Below are 20,398 nucleotides of genomic sequence, written 5' to 3'. Positions count from 1 at the left end.
ATTATTTATTGAGTTTATTTAATAATGATGCAATAATTTCTCTATCATCAAAATCATTACGTACTCCGTTAATTTCTTGATATGTTTCATGACCTTTACCTGCAATCAAAATAATGTCATTAGGTTGAGCCATGACCGCAGCTGTTTTAATAGCCTGTTTACGATCTACAACTGTTACGGTTTTTTTAAAATCTTGAGGTTCAACACCAGCTTCAATATCATCTAGAATAGCTTGTGGATCTTCTGTTCTAGGATTATCACTAGTAAAAATCACTTTATCACTTAATGATGCTGCAATCATTCCCATCTTAGGTCTCTTAGTAGCGTCTCTATCTCCACCGCAACCAACTACTGTTATAAGCGTTTCATTTTTAGTACGGATCGCATTAATGGTTTCAATTACATTTTTAAGTGCATCTGGTGTGTGTGCGTAATCCACAATCGCAGTGATTTTATCTTCAGCTGTTGTGAAATACTGAAATCTTCCAGAAACTCCTTCTAATTGTGAAATTTTTTCCAGAACCTCAATAGGTTCTAGACCTAGCTCAACAGCACAACCATATATTGCTGCAATATTATAGGCATTAAATTGACCTATCATTTTACACCAAACTTCTTGGTCGTTAATTTTAAGCAACAAGCCACCAAATTGATTTTCTATAATGTGCGCTCGATAGTCTGTAAAAGATTTTAAAGCGTATCCTCTTTTTACAGCCTTAGTATTTTGAAGCATTACATCACCATTCTTGTCATCTTTATTTGTAAGAGCAAATGCAGATGCTGGCAATTCATCAAAGAATCTTTTTTTAACATCTCGGTATTCAGCAAATGTTTTATGGTAATCTAAATGATCATGTGATAGATTTGTGAAAATACCACCTGCAAAATGCAATCCAGTAGTGCGCTCTTGATGTATACCGTGACTACTCACCTCCATGAAACAATAATCCACTCCTGCATCTCTCATTTCTGCTAAATAATGATTGATGGTCAAAGGATCAGGAGTTGTATGAGTGGCCTTATATTCTGTGGTGTCTACGAGTATATGTACAGTTGATATCAATCCAGATTTAAAACCGCAAGATTTAAACAAGCGATATAATAAACTAGTACATGTTGTCTTACCATTAGTTCCAGTAATACCTACAAGTTTGAGATCTTTAGAAGGATTACCGTAAAAATTAGCTGCCATAAAGGCCAAGGCCTTTTTGGTGCTAGGCACTTGAATGTAAGTAACATTTTCTATTTGATCTTCTGGTAGTTTTTCAACTACCACAGCAGTAGCACCTAGTTCAATGGCATTTTTAATAAATTTATGTCCATCAATTGCAACACCTGTAACAGCCACAAATACAGAATTCAATTCCACTTTCCTAGAATCGAAAACAATAGATTGCACTTTTTTATCGGTAGAACCAACGACAGATTCAATATTTACTTTGTATAATATTTCTTTAAGTAACATCATAACGTTAGTACTACTTTTTCTCCATTTTTAATAATTTGCCCTGGCGCCTTACTTTGATTAGATACAATTCCAGCTTCTCCCTTCACTTCAACATAGGCTCCCATATTTTCCAAAATCACTACAGCGTCCATTACTTCCATACCTTTGAGGTTAGGCACCTTTTTTTGAACAGATTGTAACTTGGAATAAAACACCTCATCAGACTTTTCTACTTCTTCTGATGCAATTTGTGGTAATTGAATCTCGTCTTTAATAGGACTGTTTGCGTAAATTTTATGAGCGATTTTTTTAAAAACCGGTCCAGCAACTATATTTCCATAATAACCTTTCTTAACGTTGGGTTTATGAATCACAACTATGCAGCTATATTTAGGCTCGTCAGCCGGGAAATATCCAGCAAACGATGCAATATAATTACCTGGCTTTATCCAATATTCTGCTTGACAGGTTCCTGTTTTACCTGCCATGGAAAAATTAGGTGAATACAGATTATCTGCAGTTCCACGTTTAACTACATTCTCCATCATCACCTTTACCTTATCAATGGTTTCTTGTGAACAAATCGACGGGTTAATTATCTCCTTATCAAATTTTTCAACAAGTCGATCTTTTGAACGAACTTCTCTAATCAATCTAGGCTTAACCATTACTCCATCATTTGCAACGGCGTTGTAAAAAGTTAATGTTTGCAATGGAGTCAATTCCACACCATAACCGAATCCCATCCATGGTAAAGAAAGACCGTTCCATCCTTGATCATCTGGATGAGGAATTAATGGCGACCCTTCACCTATTATAGGTAAACCAATCTTATTACCTAAATTCATTTCATAAAGTCTATCTACATAATCACTAGGATTAGATTTATAGTTATCGTGAATCATTTGAACTAGTGCTGTATTGGAAGAAACCTCAAATGCTTTAGCTACATTTATTTTTCCATATCCACCATACTTAGAATCTCTTACATTTCTACCGTAGTAAGAAATCTTACCACCTTTAGTGTCAAAAACGGTACTTGTATCAACCACTTTATCTTCCAGAGCGGCAATAACACTCATTAATTTGAATGTAGAACCAGGCTCATGTGCTTCCCAAACGGCATAATTTCTTTTCTCATAATATTTACCGCTTTTTGCCCTTCCTAAATTTGTGAGCGCTTTAATTTCACCAGTTGCGACTTCCATTACTACTGCAGTACCATGATCTGCTTCATAGTATTCTAATTGCTCGAGTAAAGCGTGATGTGCAACATCCTGCATATTGACATCAATAGTAGTATAGACATCGTATCCATCAACTGGCTCTACCTCATTAGCTCCATTTACGGGCTTCCATTGACTTTTGGCAATTTTTTGCTTTAATCTTACACCATCGCTACCTCTTAAATAAGGAGCAAAAGCACCTTCTAACCCAACAGGAGCTCGACCTGGTTTGTCATAACCCACAATACGTTCGGCCATTTTACCTAGAGGATGATCACGCACTACGCGCTGCTCAACAATCACTCCACCTTTATACGGCCCTTTTTCAAATAAAGGAAAATTGATTACTTCTTTATAATCTCCGTAGTCTAGATTCTTAGCTATAAGAATGTATCTATTTTTATTTGCCCTAGCTTTTCTAAGCTTGTTAAGGAAATAACTTTTTGGCTTATTTAGCTTTCGCGAAAGCGAATCACTCAACTTACCGACGTTCTCATTAAAATCTTTTTCACTAGGAGTAACGGCATCAAATCTTATATCAAACTTACTGATAGAAGTTGCTAGTAATTGCCCATTTGAATCATACAGATTACCTCTATTTGCTGGTATCGTATCATTTTTAAAGATGCGCTTCTCAGTAAGCGCACGGTATTTTTTCCCTTCAGCTACTTGAACGTGAAGAATTTTAGCCAGAATCCCTATTCCTACCAGTAATAAAATACCAGCAGCGATATAAGCTCTATTAAGAATACCCTTATCCGTTGTTGCCATCTACTGGTAGTTTTATTTTAATTTTTTGTGGCGGCTCTTGAGCAGGAGCAATACCCGATTCTTTCAACCTTTTTGCCACTTCGCTTTCCATTTGCATAAACATGAGTTTATTCTCTAAATCATAAAACTCACTGCGCAATTCATTCACCTCGTCATTTAACTTACTCAATCGATGCACTTTTTTCTCAAATGAATGACCCGTGTATATCATAATTAAAGCCAGTAATGCCATAAACAATATGAAGCGCCAATTTTTTGCCGCTCCTTCTTGTGTAAGAAAATCACCTTTTAATATTTTATGAAATCTAGACGCCATAACTACACGTTTGCGATTTTTTCTGCAATACGCAATTTTGCACTACGTGCACGATTATTTTCTTCTATTTGAGCAGCAGTAGGCACTATTAGTTTTCCAACTTTTTTAAATGGTACCTCGGCACGACCAAAAACATCTTTTTCTGGCTCTCCTTCAAACAAGCCATTACGCATAAATCTTTTAACCGGTCTATCTTCTAAGGAATGGTAAGAGATCACACTTAATCGTCCTCCAATTTTCAACACCTCTTTTGCCTGAATCAAAAAATCATATAACACTTCCATCTCACGATTAACCTCTATTCTAATAGCCTGAAAAACCTGAGCCAGCAACTTGTTTTCCATGCGTGCCGGTACTAGCGGCTTACAAATACGTTTTAAATCTCCTACTGTTTCTATAGGTTGCAAGGCACGTTCTTGCACTATTCTACGTACTAATTTTGGAGCTATTCGCAATTCACCGTACTCTTTAAAAATGCGTAACAAATCAGACTCATCATATTGATTCACTACATGAACAGCATCCACTTCACTCTCCTGATTCATTCGCATGTCCAAACGAGCGTCAAATCGAATGGAAAAACCACGATCAGCCTCGTCGAACTGGTGAGAACTAACTCCTAAATCTGCCAAAACACCATCTACCTGCGACACACCATGAAGTTTTAAAAAACGCTTCATAAAACTAAAGTTGGACTGAATCAAAGTAAATCTTGGGTCATCTATTTCATTTTGAATAGCATCGGAATCCTGATCAAATGCATACAAGCGTCCGTCATCACCCAATCGTTTCAAGATCTCGCGTGAGTGCCCACCACCACCAAACGTGACATCAACATAAATACCATCTGGCTTAATATTGAGTCCATCTATTGATTCTTCTAATAGAACTGATTTATGATATTGATTCTCCTGCATCACTTCCCATTACTTCTTCTGCGAGATCTGCAAAATCATCAGTAGCATCATCTATTGCTTCCTCATACTTTTGCTTATCCCATATTTCTATAATATTAATCGCACTAGATACGGTTACATCTTTTGTAATCCCAGCTACTGAAATCAAATCACGCGGTATTAACAAACGACCGTTAGAATCAACCTCAACCGTTTTAACTCCTGCCGTAAAACGACGTATAAAGTCATTGTTTTTTTTATTAAAACGATTAAGCTTATTCATGCGACCCATCAATTCATTCCATTCTTTCATAGGGTAAAGCTCTAAACAAGGTTGAAAAACAGCTCGCTTTATCACAAAGCCTTCTTGCATGATAGGCGCAAGCTGCTTTTTGATAGCTGCTGGCATCATGAAACGGCCTTTGGAGTCGGCTTTACAATCGTATGTCCCTATAAAATTTATCAATGGTTCATCCTCATTTTGAGGTATTCTAATCAAATATATAAATCTTTTTACCACTTTTTACCACTTTTTACCACATTGTTGATAACTAAGCTCTTTTTTGAATAACTTGAGGACTTATGAACAATTTGAAATTCTACTTAGTGCTAATGATAGAGTGTTATGAAGTGCGCTTTCGCGAAAGCGAATTCCTCATAAAAAAAGTGGGAGATCCCATTCATTTTTCACTTCAAATCGCTGTGCTGTTTAATTGTCTTTTTACTATAAGATTATAAGTTATATTTGCGACAGACAGTTTTTTATGACGAGGAAGACAATCAAGGACGGAAAATTCGAATATTACAGCGCAGGAGAAGGAACACCTATCATCATCCTTCATGGTCTGATGGGTGGTTTAAGTAATTTTGAAGGTGTTATCGATCATTTTCCAAAGGAAGGCTATCAAGTTGTAGTTCCTTCTTTACCACTATATACAATGCCGCTAATTAAAACTAGCGTAGGAACTTTTGCCAAGTTCATCAAGAAATTCATAGACCACATGGGATGGAAGGAAGTCATTCTTCTAGGAAATTCTCTAGGTGGTCACATAGGTCTTGTTACCACAAAATTATATCCAGAAGTAGTTAAAGCACTTATAATAACTGGTAGTTCTGGATTATATGAAAGCGCCATGGGCGAAAGCTACCCTAAACGTGGTGATTACGAATACATTAAGAAGAAAAGTGAAGATGTATTCTATGATCCTGCAGTAGCTACAAAGGAAATTGTGGACGAGGTTTTTGCTACGGTAAATGATCGTAATAAGTTGATTAAAACATTGGCCATTGCCAAAAGTGCAATCAGACATAACATGGCCAAGGATTTACCTAAAATGAACACTCCTACTTGTATCATTTGGGGTAGACAAGATAATGTTACACCACCTGAAGTGGCAGATGAATTTCATGAAAAATTGCCAGATAGTGACTTATTTTGGATTGATAAATGTGGCCACGCTGCCATGATGGAACACCCAGAGGAATTTAATACCATACTGGATAAATGGTTAAAAGATAGAGGTTACTAACCTTTATTTGAACTAATCATCCTAGTACTAATACCTAGCTTTACATTATGAAAATTAACAGTGCCAAGTTTGTTGTTTCCAATCAAGATGTGAAGAAATGCCCGTCTAATCATTTTCCAGAATACGCTTTTATTGGAAGGTCTAATGTAGGTAAGTCTTCATTAATTAACATGTTGACCAACCATAAGAACCTTGCCAAAACATCTGGTAAACCAGGGAAAACACAGCTTATAAATCACTTTTTAATTAATAATGAATGGTACCTTGTAGATTTACCAGGTTACGGATATGCTCGTGTTTCTAAAACTCAAAAGGCTAAATTTCAAAAATTCATTACCCGATATTTTGAACAGCGCAAGCAACTTATTTGCGGCTTTGTTCTGGTAGATATTCGACATGATCCACAACCTATAGATACTGAATTCATGGAATGGCTAGGTAGCAATGGTGTGCCATTTGCCATTGTATTTACCAAAGCAGACAAACTCAAACCCAAGGCAATTGAAAAACAGGTCAATGATTACAAAGAAGCCTTATTGCAAACTACTTGGGAAGAAATGCCTCCTTATTTTATAACTAGTGCCTCAAAAGGTATTGGTAAGGAAGAACTTTTGGGATACATCGACGAAATAAATAAGTCTCTATAAAAATACTTACTCTTAATTGTGTGGCCTACTCTTACTTGCTACGTAACTGCTTTAGGATGATTTCTAGACCGTTTATTTTAAGCTCATAAACTGATTGCATGTAAACACCTAGCTTACCTTGTGGCCAACCATTTCGTTTGAACCAAACAAAGTAAGCCTCTGGCAAATCACTCAAAAAGCTGCCTTTGAATTTACCAAATGGCATTTTATAATGCGCTAGCTCTAGAAGCTGTTTTTTGTCAGGATTCAAGAATAATTCTTTATTGAAAAATTAAAGGCTTTTATTTTTTAAGATTTAATTTTTCGGCAAAATAATCGCAAAAGTCTAGCATGGTATCGCGCATTTTTTCATCATTTGTAGCACGATGATAAGTATCGGCCATACTTACTAGTGTTTGATGAAAAAACACACGCATTTCATCTACAGGCATATCTTTAGTCCACAAATCGATTCTAAAACTCTCCTGCTGTGCACTATCCCACATGCTTACCATCATGGCTTTAGCATCGGCAGCATCAACACCACCATCTGGTGCGCTCCATCTTATTTTTTCTGGAACTCTATTTTCATCCAGTTCAATTCCTATTCTTATTTGTGATCTGTGATTCTTTGACATAATTATTGTTGTACAGGTTTATACTGTGAATTATTAAATATGGTTTCGGCTGGCAATGATACAAGTGTACTAGGATCAATCTCATTATTCTCCATGTAACTTGCTACTATTTTATATCCTATATATCTAGCGATTCCACCAGGTGTACTCGAGTCTATATCTAAATAAAATTTTGAAAATGGTGCTGGTTGTATGAATCTAGATTGAAGTTCAGGATTAGTACTATATAACAAATTTTGATCTATAAAGTAACGCCATACTTCTAATTCATTTTCCTTAGTAAATTCATATTCCTCCTTAGAGTATTTAAGAATCAGGTGATCCGGTTGGTCTGGGGCAAATAAACTTTGAAGGTAATGCAACTTACCATGATAGATTATGGATTCTAAAAAACGACGATCGTTACCAGGTTCAACAAACAACTTTGCTATTGCGTGGGCTACATCGGCCTTTATATTTTCTTTATTAAAGTGTTGGCTTTGGTAGCTGTTCATCCCTGCATACAACTCGTTATCCTTGCCTAGATAAGTGTCGATTGAAATAAGTAAATCTTCTTGAAATGGAACTACTTGCATGCGGTAGTCTACTTCAGAAATTATAGTGGTAATAGGCGTAGCTTGATATTCTGGAAAATAATATTTCACATGTTTCATTACATCAACAACCTCTTCCTTCAGTTCCTTATAATCAAAACTTGCTTTTTCCACTTCTGCCTCAAGTATTGAGTAAATAGTATCGCGACCTTGCATTTTTTCATACCAAATGGAGTCTGGCAAATGTGATGGAAATAGATAAGGATATTTTGCTTTTAATTGAGATAGATCCGTAGTATCGGCATTCTTAAACTCTTTATGAAAAGTCCTCAACTCTACATTTATCGGGATTTGTGAAATTTCCTTCTCAATTTTCGACTCAGAATTACATGAGGATAACGCTTTCGCGAAAGCGAGAACTACCAATATTTTAAATAGATATTTCATACCCTTATAACTGAGAAACAATTTGATTATTTTTAGACTCGCAAAAATACGATTATGAATGTAGAAAAAGTGACTGATCACATAGTAAAATGGTTAAAGGATTATGCTACTAATGCAGGAATTAAAGGGTATGTTGTAGGAGTGAGTGGCGGCATTGATAGCGCAGTCACATCAACCTTGTGCGCCATGACAGGTCTAGAAGTTCTTTGTGTAGAAATGCCTATTCATCAACATATGGATCACGTTACTAGAGCGCAGGAACATATTGAGCAATTAAAGAATCGGTTTTCTAATGTAAGTGATGTGCGTAGTGATCTTACACCCGTCTTTGATACATTCATTAATCAAATGCCAGATATAGAGGATAGTGCACTTGTAGATTTAACGAGAGGAAATACCAGAGCCCGATTACGCATGACCACTTTGTATTATCATGGTGGTGTTAATGGACTATTGGTCGCAGGAACAGGAAACAAGGTTGAAGACTTTGGCGTAGGATTTTACACCAAGTATGGTGATGGTGGAGTTGACGTGAGTCCAATTGCCGATTTACTTAAAAGCGAAGTTTATGCCGTAGGAAAACATGTAAATGTTCCAGAAAGTATCATGAAAGCCGCACCTAGTGATGGCCTTTATGGAGCAGAGCGTACTGATGAGGATCAAATAGGAGCTAGTTATGATGAACTGGAATGGGCAATGAAGCAAATTAAGGAAGGAAAAACTACCGCTGATTTTACAGGAAGAGAGCAAGAAGTCTTACAAATTTATCTGGATTTTAATCGTAGGAATCAACACAAGATGAATCCAATCCCAGTGTGTGTCATTCCCGACGAACTACTTGAATAACAGATTACAAGAAATTTACGTAAGGGCATACTCACAAATAAATCACAGTTTATACTGAGTAAACATTTTATCTTTGTAAAACCTCTGAAAACTTACAAAGAATGAACGTATTTTTAGCTGATCACCATCCTGTATTTAGACGTGGACTAAAGTCTTTAATGAAAGACGTTAAAGAATACACCGTTAAAGGAAAGGCGGAAAGCGGAAAAGATTTATTAGAAAACGTAAAAGCTGCCAAAGCTGATATTGTACTGTTAGAAATTGATTTGCCAGAAAGTAAAGGTATAGGAGAGGTTCGAGATTTAAGAGCACAATTTCCAAACATTAAAGTACTTGTGGTAAGTTGTCATCCCGAGGAAATGTACGCTGCAAGTGCTATTAAAGCAGGAGCCAATGGTTATATCTCTAAGGTAAAATCAAGTAAGGAAATAAAAAAAGCAATCGCCAAGGTTGCTAGAGGCGAGCAATACTTATCTGAAGAGATTCTTACTTCATTAAACAGTGGAAGAAAAAATGGAGTAATGAAATTCAAAAAACTTTCTAAAAGAGAAATTGAAGTTTTAAATTTACTTTCAAAAGGACTTAGAAATAAGGATGTTGCCAAGGAGCTTAACATAAATGAGAAAACAGTGAGTACCTACAAAAATCGTTTGCTTAAAAAGCTTAAAGCAACCAGCATTGCCGATCTTATTCATCAAGCTAGAATCATGCAACTAGCTAATTAAATCACACGATTTAAACGATTTCCTATATACTTGTGAAGCTTGTTATATTCCATAACCTCTTCAAGCGCTGAAGCGTTATCGGAAGTAGGGTCTGGCGAGATGGAGTTATACAACGCCTTGATTTTTTCTTCTATCATCAATCTTCTTAAATTAAGTATGGTATCAAGAACGTGTGGCGCGATCGTATCCTCTTTTGTTTTTACAAAAATTTGATGTTCATCCCATTTATGTAATTGGTACTTATCATCATCCATTACAAGATCTGCTACCATTTGAGCTTCTTCATCAGACAACTCGGTCATAATGGTATTAACGTCAATGCGACCTTCTAAAAGTAGAATATCAATTAGTTTTGGATAAAGATGTTTAAACGCTGGATTTGAAAATTCCATTTCATCACTCTGCAGCTCCATATATACCTTTTCATACACCACATTTTCAACAGAGATTTTTTCAGTTTCTAGTTCACCGTCTTCACTTTCTTGAAAATATTCATCGTTAAAAACCACCGTACGATCACCATATAGTAGTAAAGCTTTTATAAGAGCTTGTTCTAATATCTCTCTTCTATTGACTGAAAGACTAGGACTTTGTTTATCAGAGACTTTTTGAAGTGTTTGTTGCTGTTGTTCTCTTATTTGTTTTTTACGTTCTTCTTTAACACTTGCATTTCGATTTTGTGCTAAAGAAGAGAATAACACATCTTCACCAATTTCTAAAATTGCAGCACTTTCTCTTACATAAATTTCTCTAGATATCGCATCGGGAATTTTGCTTATGCTGGAAACAATATCACGAATCATTTCTGCCTTCTTTATAGGATCACCTGCAGCTTCCTTTTTTAATAAGTTAGATTTAAATCTTATAAAGTCAACGGCATTTGAATCTAAAAACTCTTGAATTTCCTGAGTAGTATGTTTTTTTGCGAAGCTGTCCGGATCTTCTCCTTCTGGAAAAGTGCATACTCGCACATTCATACCAGCTTCAAGAATGAGATCTGTTCCTCTTATTGCGGCCCTTAATCCAGCTGCATCGCCATCATATAAGACCGTAATATTTTTGGTTAATCGCTGTATTAATCTAATTTGCTCCTTAGTAAGTGCAGTTCCTGAACTAGAAACTACATTCTTAATACCAGCTTGATACAATTGAATTACATCGGTATACCCTTCAACCAGGTAACAAACATCTTCTTTGGCAATGGTTTGTTTAGCCTCGTAGATTCCATAAAGCACTTTGGATTTATCGTAGATAGGGCTTTGAGGAGAATTTAAATACTTGGCAGCTTTTTTATCATTCACTAGAATTCTACCACCAAATCCCAATACGCGACCAGACATGCTGCGTATAGGAAACATGACTCTACCTTTAAAGCGATCAAATTTCTTTTGCTCACCGCCGTTAATCGACTCCTTAACTATGGTCAAACCGGTTTTTTCTAAAAATTCAAGTTTATAACCTGCTTTAATAGCTGCATCGGTAAAGGCACTCCAAACATCTGGATTGTAGCCTAATTTAAAATAATTTATAGTATCATCGGTAAAACCTCGTTCTTTGAAATAACTGTATGCTATCGCACGCCCATCTTCCGTTTTAAGTTGCTTTTCAAACCATTCACTCGCAAATTTTGAAACAAGAAACATGGATTCTTTTTCATCCTGAACTTGTTTTTCTTCATCAGTTTGTTGAGTTTCTTCTATTTCAATTCCATATTTTTTGGCCAGCCATTTAATAGCTTCAGGAAAAGTAAAGTGTTCATGCTCCATGAGAAAGGTAACCACGTTACCACCTTTACCGCTACTAAAATCTTTCCATATTTGTTTAACTGGCGACACCATAAAACTAGGTGTGCGCTCCTCTGAAAATGGACTTAATCCTTTATAATTGGAGCCTGATTTTTTAAGTTGTACAAAATCTCCAATCACCTCTTCTACTCTAGCGGTGTCAAATACGGCATCTACTGTGGTTCTTGCAATCAACTTCGAATAAATTTAAAGCATAAAAATAACGAATTGCAAAGTTACGTTTCTATACACCTATCCTATGGGATATGACTAAAAAGTTTGTATTTGTTCAGTTGATCAATGCATAACCTTCTGTTCAAGTTGCTTTCAATTTTGTCCTTAAAAACAAAAACCCGTCTATTTCTAGACGAGTTTTCTAATAATTCTTCATTTACCTAAATCTAAACCCGAAACTAAAATACTGTTGTTGAATCGGTGAGTCTTTTAAGATGTCATTTAGTCCATATCTAGCAAAAATTTGAAAATCGTACCAACCTGCATACATACTAAGTCCATAGTTAAAGTTATTTATTTCAAAGTCATTGGTGACCGTTGTAGTCACATCTCTACCTTCTCTTTCAAACTTGAGCTCTTGAGTCGAGGTAGTTGTATAGCCTAAATAACCACCTAGCCCTACGACAAAGGCATCTTCATCGTGGTATCTTTTAATTCCATTTTTATAGGTTTTTAAATCCCGACGTCCTATTTCAATATGTAAAGGAGCTACTAAACTAAATTGATAAAATCTAGAACGATCTGTATCGATTCCTACAGGAACTAAATCCGTAATATTGTTGTTGGTTGCAAACTGACGATTATCAGTGATTCTTAAAGATTGAAATCTTAAATCCAAACCATAATTAAACCTAAATAAATCATCTTTTGGTTGCAACCTAGTACTAAATTCAAGTCCTATATCAAAAACACCACTACCCCAAAATCGATAGTCATCACCTATTCCGTTACCATCACCTAGTGCTTGATTCCAACCTATAGCCCAAACTAAATTAGTATTAGTGCGCACATTTTCTTTCTCTCTTCTCTCTGAATCAAACAAATCTAAAAAATCTAAAGGCGCTTTTTTTACATCTTGATCATCTTGAGCTCGAACTGCCGTAAACAGAAGAAGCAATAGAGAACTTAATAATAGTTTTTTCATAATATATGGTTTTTATAAAGTTACATACCTAAACACTGTATAATCTTTATTTTAACTCTAATTTAATTGATAAGCATCCTTATAATCGATTTATAAGGATGCTTATACTTTAAGTTATTTATGGCTAAATAAATCTAATTCCAAAGGATACATATTGCCCGTCCACTGATCCGCTTTTAAAAACATCATTTAAATTCATTCTTCCAAAGAAAGAAATATTACCTTTTCCTATATAAGCATCTAGTCCATAGAAGAACACATTATTTTCAAAAGCATTTATGGTTGTTTGTTTTATATCTCTACCATTTTCTTCATACTTCAATTTTAAACGAGAACTTAAATTTAAACCTGCAAAACCTCCTATTCCTACTTTCCAGTTATTATCACTTGTAAACCTCACACGACCATCCTCGTATTCTCTTTTTTCTGTTCCTCCAAACTCAAAATGAACAGGAACCATTAATTGGTCTTGTCTGAACTTAGCTTTCTCAACACTAAATCCTATAGGAGCCACCATTGTATCGTCTGTATTTGGTGTAAAAATTCTATTACCATTCAATTCTAGTCCATGAGATTGATATTCTATACCATATCTAATTCTTATATGATTTTTTTCATCTAATTGAGTTAACCAACTAGGCCCAAATGCTATGTAGTTATTATTTGGATAACTAAAATCATTGATTCCTAGAATATCACCATTCAAAAAGTTATATCCTAGTGACAGGCTAAAACCTCTTTGAGTTTTGATAAATTTTTTCTTTTCTCTTTGTAGATTTTCTCCATTAAGAGAAATCTCGACTCCTTTTGTAGATATAGATAACGAGCCACCTTTTTCTGCTTCGGTTACTACAAAATCTTTTTCTGCTTCAATACGCTTTTTATGAGAAGTGATAAGTGCTGCTACTTGAGCTGCTCGCTCCCTTTTCAACTCCTGAGCTTTATCAGCACTTATTTTACCTTTTTCCAGATCTTTATTTACTTTTTCTACATACTCCTTAAGTTCTGTTCTTAATTCTGATTCATATAATTGATGTAAACTATTTAAATCATCTATTTTTTTCTGGTAGTATTTAGGATATTGTTTGTCATTTGACAAACTATCTTGATACTTCCAATTATCGACGGTATTAGTTTTTTCCTGAGCAAATCCTGCTGCTGTGCATAGTAAGTAAGTGATAAAACTTATCCATAGTAATCCTGTTCTCATAGCATGAAAATTTTAAATTAATTATATGTTGATGAAAATTATTTCTTTGAAACTAAGGCAACTGCCTCTTTCTTAACTTGATTAAAACCTTTATCAATCCAGTTTTGAATTTTATTTTCCTGTTCAATTTGAATGTCCCATTCTGCTTCTCTCAGTAAGCTCTCTGGATTAACAGTATAAACAGCTTCTTCTTTATTTATATCAGACTCATTAAGCAATTCACTTAGTAGTTCATCTACTTCTTGATCGGCTGTTTTAATTGATAATTCTTTTTTATTATTTGAATTGTCGACTTGTGCAATCAACACTTGTTGTTCATTAATTTTTGGTTCTTTCACAACAGTATTCACATCTTGCTCTTTCTTATGCTGGTTATCAATTGTAGCACTTACTAAAACCTCATCTCGCTGTGAAAATTTAGGATCAAGCATTTTAACTTTTGAAACCGCTTCCTTAATTCCAGCTGGTTCATCTTTATGATTAGCTTTAACCAATTCCTCATTCATAGTAGATGAACTCATTTCACTCTCAATCTCTTCTTCAATAAAGAGATCCTTATTTATCAATGGCTGCTCATTAGACTGATCCTCTGTTACAGACCACTCTATATTTTCAACTTGATCACTTTGAACAGGTGAAAACTTTACAATGGTTACAGCGAGTAACAGCACTGCTGCAACTCCTGCGATCCAGTACCAAAGCGGAATCGCCTTTTTATCACTTGCATCCAATCGCTCCTCTAACTTAGACCAAGCTTGAGTAGATGGATTGATCTCGCGATCGTTAAACTTATTTTTATATGAATCAAGCTTCATATTGTTGTCTTTTTAAACTAATAATTTCTTGCTGAAGCTGTAATTTGGCTTTGCGTAATTGCGTCTTACTAGTATTTACACTTATATCCAGTATTTCTGCTATCTCATGATGTTTGTACCCATCGACTACATGCATTAAGAACACACTTTTATAACCTATAGGTAAAGCATCGATGACCGATTGCAATACATGCATTTCTAGATTACAATCATCCATTCCATCATCATCCGTTTCATCTTTAACTTCATCAATCGATGCAGCAAACTTGAAAGGATTCTTCTTGCGCAAGTGATCCAGGCAAGAGTTTACCATAATGCGACGTAACCATCCTTCAAAACTCCCATTGTGATTGTACTTTTTAATGTTCTTAAAAGCTTTAAAAAAACCATTTAACATGATTTCTTCTGCTGTTTCTACTGGCGAAATATATTGTCTACAAACACTTAACATTCTAGGCGCATGTTTATCAAAAATCTGCTTTTGCGCCTTGCGGTCGTTTTTAGCAGCTTTTTGAATAAGCTTTTTCTCGTTTGTATATAAGGAAATCACCTTCACAATTTACAGACTTTCTATTAACATAGACGAGACTTTTTTCAAAGGGTTGTCTGAATGCTCATTTTTTTTGAAAAATTATTTTCTTGTAAGTACGCTTTCGCGAAAGCGTAATAAAAAAACCTCTTTACCAGCAACAACTGATAAAGAGGTCATTAACCAACTTGAAAAAAAAATTACTCTGGCAAAACCACAGTATCTATTACGTGCACAACACCATTGCTTGCTTCAATATCTGTAGCTGTAATGGTTGAGGTACGACCTTGTGCATCTTCAAGAACGACCTTACCATCTACAATACTTGCATAGATAGGATCTCCTTGCACAGTTTTAGTCATGAATCCACCACCATTTCTCTTGATAGATTCAATTATGTCGCTAGCAGTTACTTTTCCTGCAAGTACGTGATAGGTGAGCACGGCTTGTAGTTTTGCCTTGTTTTCAGGTTTTAGCAAATTTGCTACTGTTCCTTCTGGCAACTTATCAAATGCTGCATTTGTAGGTGCAAAAACAGTAAAAGGACCATCACCTTGTAGGGTTTTTACCAAATCGGCTGCCTTTACCGCAGCTACTAGTGTAGCAAAATTTTTGTCGGACATGGCTACTCCTACGATATCTGGAGTTTGATTATAGTGCCAGTTTTGAACATACACTACATTTGACGTAGCGTGATCATTATTGCTGGTTGAAGCTTGATGGTTATTACACTGAGCTGTTGCAAATATTGCTGTAAACATCATTGCAGCAGTAAGTAAAATACTTGAATTTTTCATTTTATTAGATTTTTAAGTTTAAAAAGTATAATTTGATGCATCTTTAGGTTTTACGTTTGGAAATTCCTTTTGGATTTCACAGGATTGATAAAAAAACGTTAAAGTGAAAAACGCCCTTTTTCTAGAAAATCAAATAATAGAATTAATACGCGACAGAAATGATCGTGGTATGTCGTTATTATACGACCATTACAATGGTGCTCTATTTGGCTTATGTTTGAAATTCACTAAAGATCCTGATGACGCCAAAGAGGTTTTACAAGCTAGCCTAATTAAAGCATGGCAAAATATTGATTCCTATGATGCTGATAAAGCGAGACTTTTCACCTGGCTATATCAAATAACTAGGAATCAAGCTCTTGATTTTTTAAGAAAATCTCAAAGAAAACAGCAAAAGGAAATCCAAAACGATTATTCAAGCGTATCAATAGAAGAGGATAGTAGTTTACTATACAAAGAATTTAAAGAGCAATTAAATTTAAAAGTGACTTCTCTTGAATCTCAATATCAAGATGTCATTAATTGTGTGTTCTACAAAGGCATGACTCATATGGAAGCTAGTGAATACTTGAACATACCATTGGGAACATTTAAAACTAGAATACGTAATGCTCTTAAAAAATTACGAACTACTTATAGTATAATTGCTTTATTATTGTGGTCTTATATATAAATGGTCGAAAATAAAAACATACAAGAATTTTTAGAGTCTGGTGTACTGGACCGCTATGTTATGGGTAAAGCCACAGAAATTGAAATTCAACAGGCTGAACACTACATTGCAACCTTTGATGAGATAAAATTTGCGTATGACATGATGCAAATTGAATTACAGGCTCAAGCTTTTAAAACGCAAGAGAATCCACCCGAAGACTTAAAAAAAGAACTGTTTTCAACTATTCACACTAGCAATAAAGAAATAAAGAAACAAGATTCTATATCTTGGTTTCAAATAGCAGTGGCATGTATTGCTGCTGTTGGATTTGTGGGTATGCTGTATTACATGAATATTGCAAATGAAAAAACACAAAGATTGGAGCAACTAGAAGGTGAATTTTCTTCTCTAGAAAATCGAATAAAAAATTTAGAGTCAGATAATTTAACCTTTGATGAAGAGATTCAATTTTTACGTAGCCCAAAAACTCAGAAGTATATTCTTAAAAAGGACACCTCGCTAGGTAATTTAAATGTTATCACGTATCATAATAAAAAACGTAGTGTTGTTGACGTAACTTCTTTACCAAAATTGGATAAAGAACACGACTATCAATTATGGGCCGATGTAAATGGTGAAATGATTTCCTTGGCAGTACTCAATCAGGATTTCCTAGAGGTAGATACTAAAATTATTGATAAGGCTTCTAGCCTTAATATCACCATTGAAAAAGCCGGCGGCAGTGATCACGCCACTGTAGAAAATCTGGTAGTAGGTCTGTCGATTTAGATTTAATTTTTGTTCTGGTAACCAAATCTGCGCAGTTGCCTGTCATCGCTACGCCAGTTCTTGTTGACTTTTACAAATAGTTCAATGTGAACTTGCTTGCCAAAAAACTTTTCAAGATCCTTTCTGGCTTCCATTCCCACGCGTTTTATGGCACTACCTTTATGACCTATGATGATACCCTTTTGAGTCTCGCGTTCCACCATAATAACAGCTCTAATTCTTATAATATCTTCATCTTCAAGAAACTCTTCTGTTTCAATTTCTACAGAATAAGGAATTTCTTTTTTGTAATGTAATAAGATTTTCTCTCTAATGCTTTCGTTTACAAAAAAGCGCTCTGGCTTATCAGTTAAAGCATCCTTCGGATAAAAGGCTGGAGATTCTGGTAAAGTTTCTATTACCCTATTCATTAATTGAGGAATACCAAAATTTTCTAATGCGCTTATGGCAAATACCTCAGCATTGGGTAATCTATTTTTCCAATGCACTACAGCTTCTTCTAGTTGTTCAGGAGTTCCTTTATCTATTTTATTGATAAGTACAAATACTGGAACTTCTGCAAATGTCAATCTTTTTTCAAAAGCTTCGTTTTTCAACTCTTTTTCGCCTAGCTCCACCATGTAAAGAATACAATCGGCATCTTCAAAAGCATTTTTAACAAACTCCATCATGCTTTCTTGAAGTTTGTAAGCAGGTTTAATGATACCAGGTGTGTCACTAAGAACCATTTGAAAATCCTCACCGTTTACTATTCCTAAAATTCTGTGACGAGTCGTCTGTGCTTTAGAAGTAATAATGGACAATCGCTCACCTACTAGAGCATTCATTAAGGTACTTTTTCCTACATTAGGATTACCTACAATATTTACAAAACCTGCTTTATGTGTCATAATGCAAAGGTAGGACTAGAACTTAGGTTTTTTCATAAGCGCTTCATAATATTCTCGCTCAATTTGCAATGCTGTTTCTTGAAGTTGTGAAATTTTCACTTTTGCTGCAATTGATGGAAAGTCTTTATAGTGATAATCTACCCATCCCTTTTTTTCTCCTTCAACATCAATAACAGGTTCAAGATTAAAGGAAGACTGCACTTTTTTTTCAATATCGGCAAAAAAATAAACTTGATCTTCAACACTGGTGTAATAATCACTAATAATTTGTTTAAGATAAATACCCGTTGAGTTCAGGCTGTCGTTTGAAAAGAAAACGGGATTAACCAATTTATCCATCATCTCGTAATTATCTACTTCTCCAATAAAATTATCAATTTCATTCTTAACATGCTCCAGCTGTTCTACTAATTGGGTGGTTTTATAATGAAACTCTTCTGCATTTATTTGGGCCACTGCGTATGTTTCTGGATGAGCTATGGCGCTGTCCTTAAACATGACTAAGAAATCTCGGTCATATTTTGAGTTTTCAAATTCAGTCTCTTTATTAATGTTGTCAAAAACATCTAATACTTCTTGCTTTTCTTTTTTACAAGAAGTCATCATCATTAGACCTATCAATGAATACAAATAATACTTCATATTAAATTGAATCTTGATTTTCATTAAAGCAATACTTAGCACATTCAAACTGCTTTAAATTGATTATTTAAAAATACATTAAACTTTGTACAGTCTAAATTTAGACTTTTTAACATTTAAATGATTAAGAAATGTTAAATGCAAAAGGATCACGTTAACAGCCCACTATTTTCGTACTATGATTCAACAACAAACAACCCAAAAAGTACAAGAAACAACTAAACAAATTGAAGATGTAAACTCAACTGAGCTTATATGGGATCAATTAACATCTTGGTATGAAGCCATATTACGCAACTTACCAAATCTTGCCGTTGCAGTTGTTGTCTTACTTATAGCTTACATCATTTCAAAATTTGTAAATCGTGGTGTACAACGCCTACTCAAATCAAAAGTTGAACAACAGTCTGTATTGAGATTAATAGGTAGAACTGCAGCAATAATTGTTGTTATAGGCGGTATGTTTATCGCATTAAACGTACTTGATCTTAATGAAACTGTACAAGCCATCATTGCTGGTGCTGGTGTTTCTGGTTTAGTAATTGGACTTGCTTTACAAGGAACATTATCCAATACGATGAGCGGTATTCATTTAAGTTTCAGAAAAAATGTTCGTATAGGAGACTGGGTGCAGACCAACGGTTATGAAGGAGAAATAGTTGCTATTGATTTAAATAAATTTATATTAAGAGAAGCCGACAACAACACCGTAATTATACCTAACAAAATGATTCTTGAGAATCCTTTGAAAAATTTTGGATTAACTGATACTATGCGAGTTATTATTCATTGTGGTGTAGGATATGAAAGTGATTTACCAACAGTAGAAAAGATTGCAAAACAAGCTATCTTGGACAACTTTGATCAGGTAAATTCGATTGACGAAGTGGAATTTTTCTACCGCGAATTTGCAGACAGTAGCATAAACTTTATGCTTAGATTTTACTACGACATCACAAACGGAAAGAAAAAATTGGAGGTTACCAGTAAGGCGATTATGGTGATTAAAAAGGCATTTGATGAAAATGATATCAATATACCATTCCCTATTAGAACGCTAGAATTCAATAACCAATTGAATTTGCAGCAATCTTCAAACAAAGAAGCCTAATAGGTAATTCTAACAAA

General features: G+C 34.9%; 23 protein-coding genes. 7 read left to right on the top strand and 16 right to left on the bottom strand.

Going from position 1 to position 20,398, the window contains the following annotated elements:
- Position 1 precedes the first annotated feature (1 nt).
- The 5 genes from BST93_RS05305 to mraZ are packed head-to-tail and all read right to left on the bottom strand — an operon-like array spanning position 2 to position 5,122.
- Complete coding sequence (locus BST93_RS05305; RefSeq protein ID WP_105018349.1) at positions 2-1,468, bottom strand: UDP-N-acetylmuramoyl-L-alanyl-D-glutamate--2,6-diaminopimelate ligase; 1,467 nt, start codon at positions 1,466-1,468, stop codon at positions 2-4.
- Positions 1,465-3,444, bottom strand: a complete 1,980-nt coding sequence (locus BST93_RS05300; protein WP_105018348.1) for a PASTA domain-containing penicillin-binding protein — start codon at positions 3,442-3,444, stop codon at positions 1,465-1,467. The genes BST93_RS05305 and BST93_RS05300 overlap by 4 nt, the downstream gene beginning before the upstream one ends.
- A complete protein-coding gene (locus BST93_RS05295; RefSeq protein ID WP_042279917.1) occupies positions 3,428-3,760 on the bottom strand; it encodes an FtsL-like putative cell division protein in 333 nt (110 codons plus the stop codon). The genes BST93_RS05300 and BST93_RS05295 overlap by 17 nt, the downstream gene beginning before the upstream one ends.
- A gap of 2 nt (positions 3,761-3,762) precedes the next feature.
- Complete coding sequence (rsmH, locus tag BST93_RS05290; RefSeq protein ID WP_105018347.1) at positions 3,763-4,677, bottom strand: 16S rRNA (cytosine(1402)-N(4))-methyltransferase RsmH; 915 nt, start codon at positions 4,675-4,677, stop codon at positions 3,763-3,765.
- Positions 4,655-5,122, bottom strand: a complete 468-nt coding sequence (gene mraZ, locus BST93_RS05285) for a division/cell wall cluster transcriptional repressor MraZ (protein ID WP_060524998.1) — start codon at positions 5,120-5,122, stop codon at positions 4,655-4,657. Before mraZ ends, rsmH begins: the two co-directional genes overlap by 23 nt.
- Positions 5,123-5,420: 298 nt before the next feature.
- Here mraZ and BST93_RS05280 point away from each other — a divergent pair, with 298 nt between their 5' ends.
- Positions 5,421-6,185 carry an alpha/beta fold hydrolase gene (locus BST93_RS05280; protein ID WP_042279921.1) on the top strand — a complete coding sequence of 255 codons (765 nt, stop codon included), beginning with the start codon at positions 5,421-5,423 and terminating at the stop codon, positions 6,183-6,185.
- A 47-nt stretch (positions 6,186-6,232) separates the two neighbouring features.
- A complete protein-coding gene (yihA, locus tag BST93_RS05275) occupies positions 6,233-6,832 on the top strand; it encodes a ribosome biogenesis GTP-binding protein YihA/YsxC (protein WP_042279923.1) in 600 nt (199 codons plus the stop codon).
- 31 nt (positions 6,833-6,863) lie between these two features.
- Here the strand turns inward: yihA and BST93_RS05270 are convergent, their stop codons facing one another.
- Genes BST93_RS05270 through gldB form a run of 3 tightly spaced genes read right to left on the bottom strand, consistent with a single transcriptional unit; the run spans position 6,864 to position 8,429 of the window.
- Positions 6,864-7,082 carry a DUF3820 family protein gene (locus BST93_RS05270; RefSeq protein ID WP_105018346.1) on the bottom strand — a complete coding sequence of 73 codons (219 nt, stop codon included), beginning with the start codon at positions 7,080-7,082 and terminating at the stop codon, positions 6,864-6,866.
- Positions 7,083-7,113: 31 nt separating this feature from the next.
- On the bottom strand, positions 7,114-7,449 hold the full coding sequence (gene gldC / locus BST93_RS05265; RefSeq protein ID WP_042279927.1) for a gliding motility protein GldC: 336 nt from the start codon (positions 7,447-7,449) through the stop codon (positions 7,114-7,116).
- 2 nt (positions 7,450-7,451) lie between these two features.
- Entirely contained in the window at positions 7,452-8,429 is a 978-nt protein-coding gene (gldB, locus tag BST93_RS05260) for a gliding motility lipoprotein GldB (RefSeq protein ID WP_105018572.1), read from the bottom strand.
- Between the two features lie 54 nt (positions 8,430-8,483).
- Here gldB and nadE point away from each other — a divergent pair, with 54 nt between their 5' ends.
- Positions 8,484-9,275 (top strand): NAD(+) synthase, encoded by a 792-nt coding sequence (nadE, locus tag BST93_RS05255; protein WP_105018345.1) that lies wholly within the window; start codon positions 8,484-8,486, stop codon positions 9,273-9,275.
- 101 nt (positions 9,276-9,376) lie between these two features.
- Positions 9,377-10,000 carry a response regulator gene (locus tag BST93_RS05250; RefSeq protein WP_105018344.1) on the top strand — a complete coding sequence of 208 codons (624 nt, stop codon included), beginning with the start codon at positions 9,377-9,379 and terminating at the stop codon, positions 9,998-10,000.
- Here BST93_RS05250 and dnaG read toward each other — a convergent pair.
- From dnaG to BST93_RS05220, 6 genes are all read right to left on the bottom strand, one after another.
- Positions 9,997-11,979, bottom strand: a complete 1,983-nt coding sequence (gene dnaG, locus BST93_RS05245) for a DNA primase (RefSeq protein ID WP_105018343.1) — start codon at positions 11,977-11,979, stop codon at positions 9,997-9,999. The two genes, BST93_RS05250 and dnaG, sit on opposite strands and share 4 nt — an antisense overlap.
- Positions 11,980-12,175: 196 nt before the next feature.
- Positions 12,176-12,943: a hypothetical protein gene (locus BST93_RS05240; RefSeq protein ID WP_105018342.1), complete on the bottom strand. Its 768-nt coding sequence runs from the start codon at positions 12,941-12,943 to the stop codon at positions 12,176-12,178.
- A 124-nt stretch (positions 12,944-13,067) separates the two neighbouring features.
- The gene (locus tag BST93_RS05235; protein WP_105018341.1) at positions 13,068-14,153 is read right to left on the bottom strand and encodes a hypothetical protein; all 1,086 of its coding nucleotides are present in this window, start codon (positions 14,151-14,153) and stop codon (positions 13,068-13,070) included.
- Positions 14,154-14,191: 38 nt separating this feature from the next.
- Entirely contained in the window at positions 14,192-14,968 is a 777-nt protein-coding gene (locus tag BST93_RS05230) for a hypothetical protein (RefSeq protein WP_105018340.1), read from the bottom strand.
- Complete coding sequence (locus BST93_RS05225) at positions 14,958-15,518, bottom strand: RNA polymerase sigma factor (RefSeq protein ID WP_308736856.1); 561 nt, start codon at positions 15,516-15,518, stop codon at positions 14,958-14,960. Before BST93_RS05225 ends, BST93_RS05230 begins: the two co-directional genes overlap by 11 nt.
- A gap of 179 nt (positions 15,519-15,697) precedes the next feature.
- Positions 15,698-16,294, bottom strand: a complete 597-nt coding sequence (locus BST93_RS05220) for a fasciclin domain-containing protein (RefSeq protein WP_060523150.1) — start codon at positions 16,292-16,294, stop codon at positions 15,698-15,700.
- Between the two features lie 103 nt (positions 16,295-16,397).
- On the opposite strand from BST93_RS05220, the gene BST93_RS05215 reads away from it, so the two are divergent.
- Positions 16,398-16,967: an RNA polymerase sigma factor gene (locus tag BST93_RS05215; protein ID WP_258150481.1), complete on the top strand. Its 570-nt coding sequence runs from the start codon at positions 16,398-16,400 to the stop codon at positions 16,965-16,967.
- Positions 16,968-17,738, top strand: coding sequence for an anti-sigma factor (locus BST93_RS05210; RefSeq protein WP_105018338.1), 771 nt, complete (start codon positions 16,968-16,970; stop codon positions 17,736-17,738).
- Between the two features lie 2 nt (positions 17,739-17,740).
- Here the strand turns inward: BST93_RS05210 and era are convergent, their stop codons facing one another.
- Both era and BST93_RS05200 read right to left on the bottom strand, forming a co-directional pair.
- Positions 17,741-18,628 carry a GTPase Era gene (gene era, locus BST93_RS05205; protein ID WP_105018337.1) on the bottom strand — a complete coding sequence of 296 codons (888 nt, stop codon included), beginning with the start codon at positions 18,626-18,628 and terminating at the stop codon, positions 17,741-17,743.
- Positions 18,629-18,643: 15 nt separating this feature from the next.
- Positions 18,644-19,294, bottom strand: coding sequence for a hypothetical protein (locus BST93_RS05200; RefSeq protein WP_105018336.1), 651 nt, complete (start codon positions 19,292-19,294; stop codon positions 18,644-18,646).
- Positions 19,295-19,448: 154 nt separating this feature from the next.
- On the opposite strand from BST93_RS05200, the gene BST93_RS05195 reads away from it, so the two are divergent.
- Positions 19,449-20,381, top strand: a complete 933-nt coding sequence (locus BST93_RS05195) for a mechanosensitive ion channel family protein (RefSeq protein WP_105018335.1) — start codon at positions 19,449-19,451, stop codon at positions 20,379-20,381.
- Positions 20,382-20,398 lie beyond the last annotated feature (17 nt).

It is taken from the genome of Nonlabens tegetincola (assembly GCF_002954355.1).
Lineage (GTDB): Bacteria > Bacteroidota > Bacteroidia > Flavobacteriales > Flavobacteriaceae > Nonlabens > Nonlabens tegetincola.
This window is presented reverse-complemented; position numbering and strand designations above follow the sequence as displayed.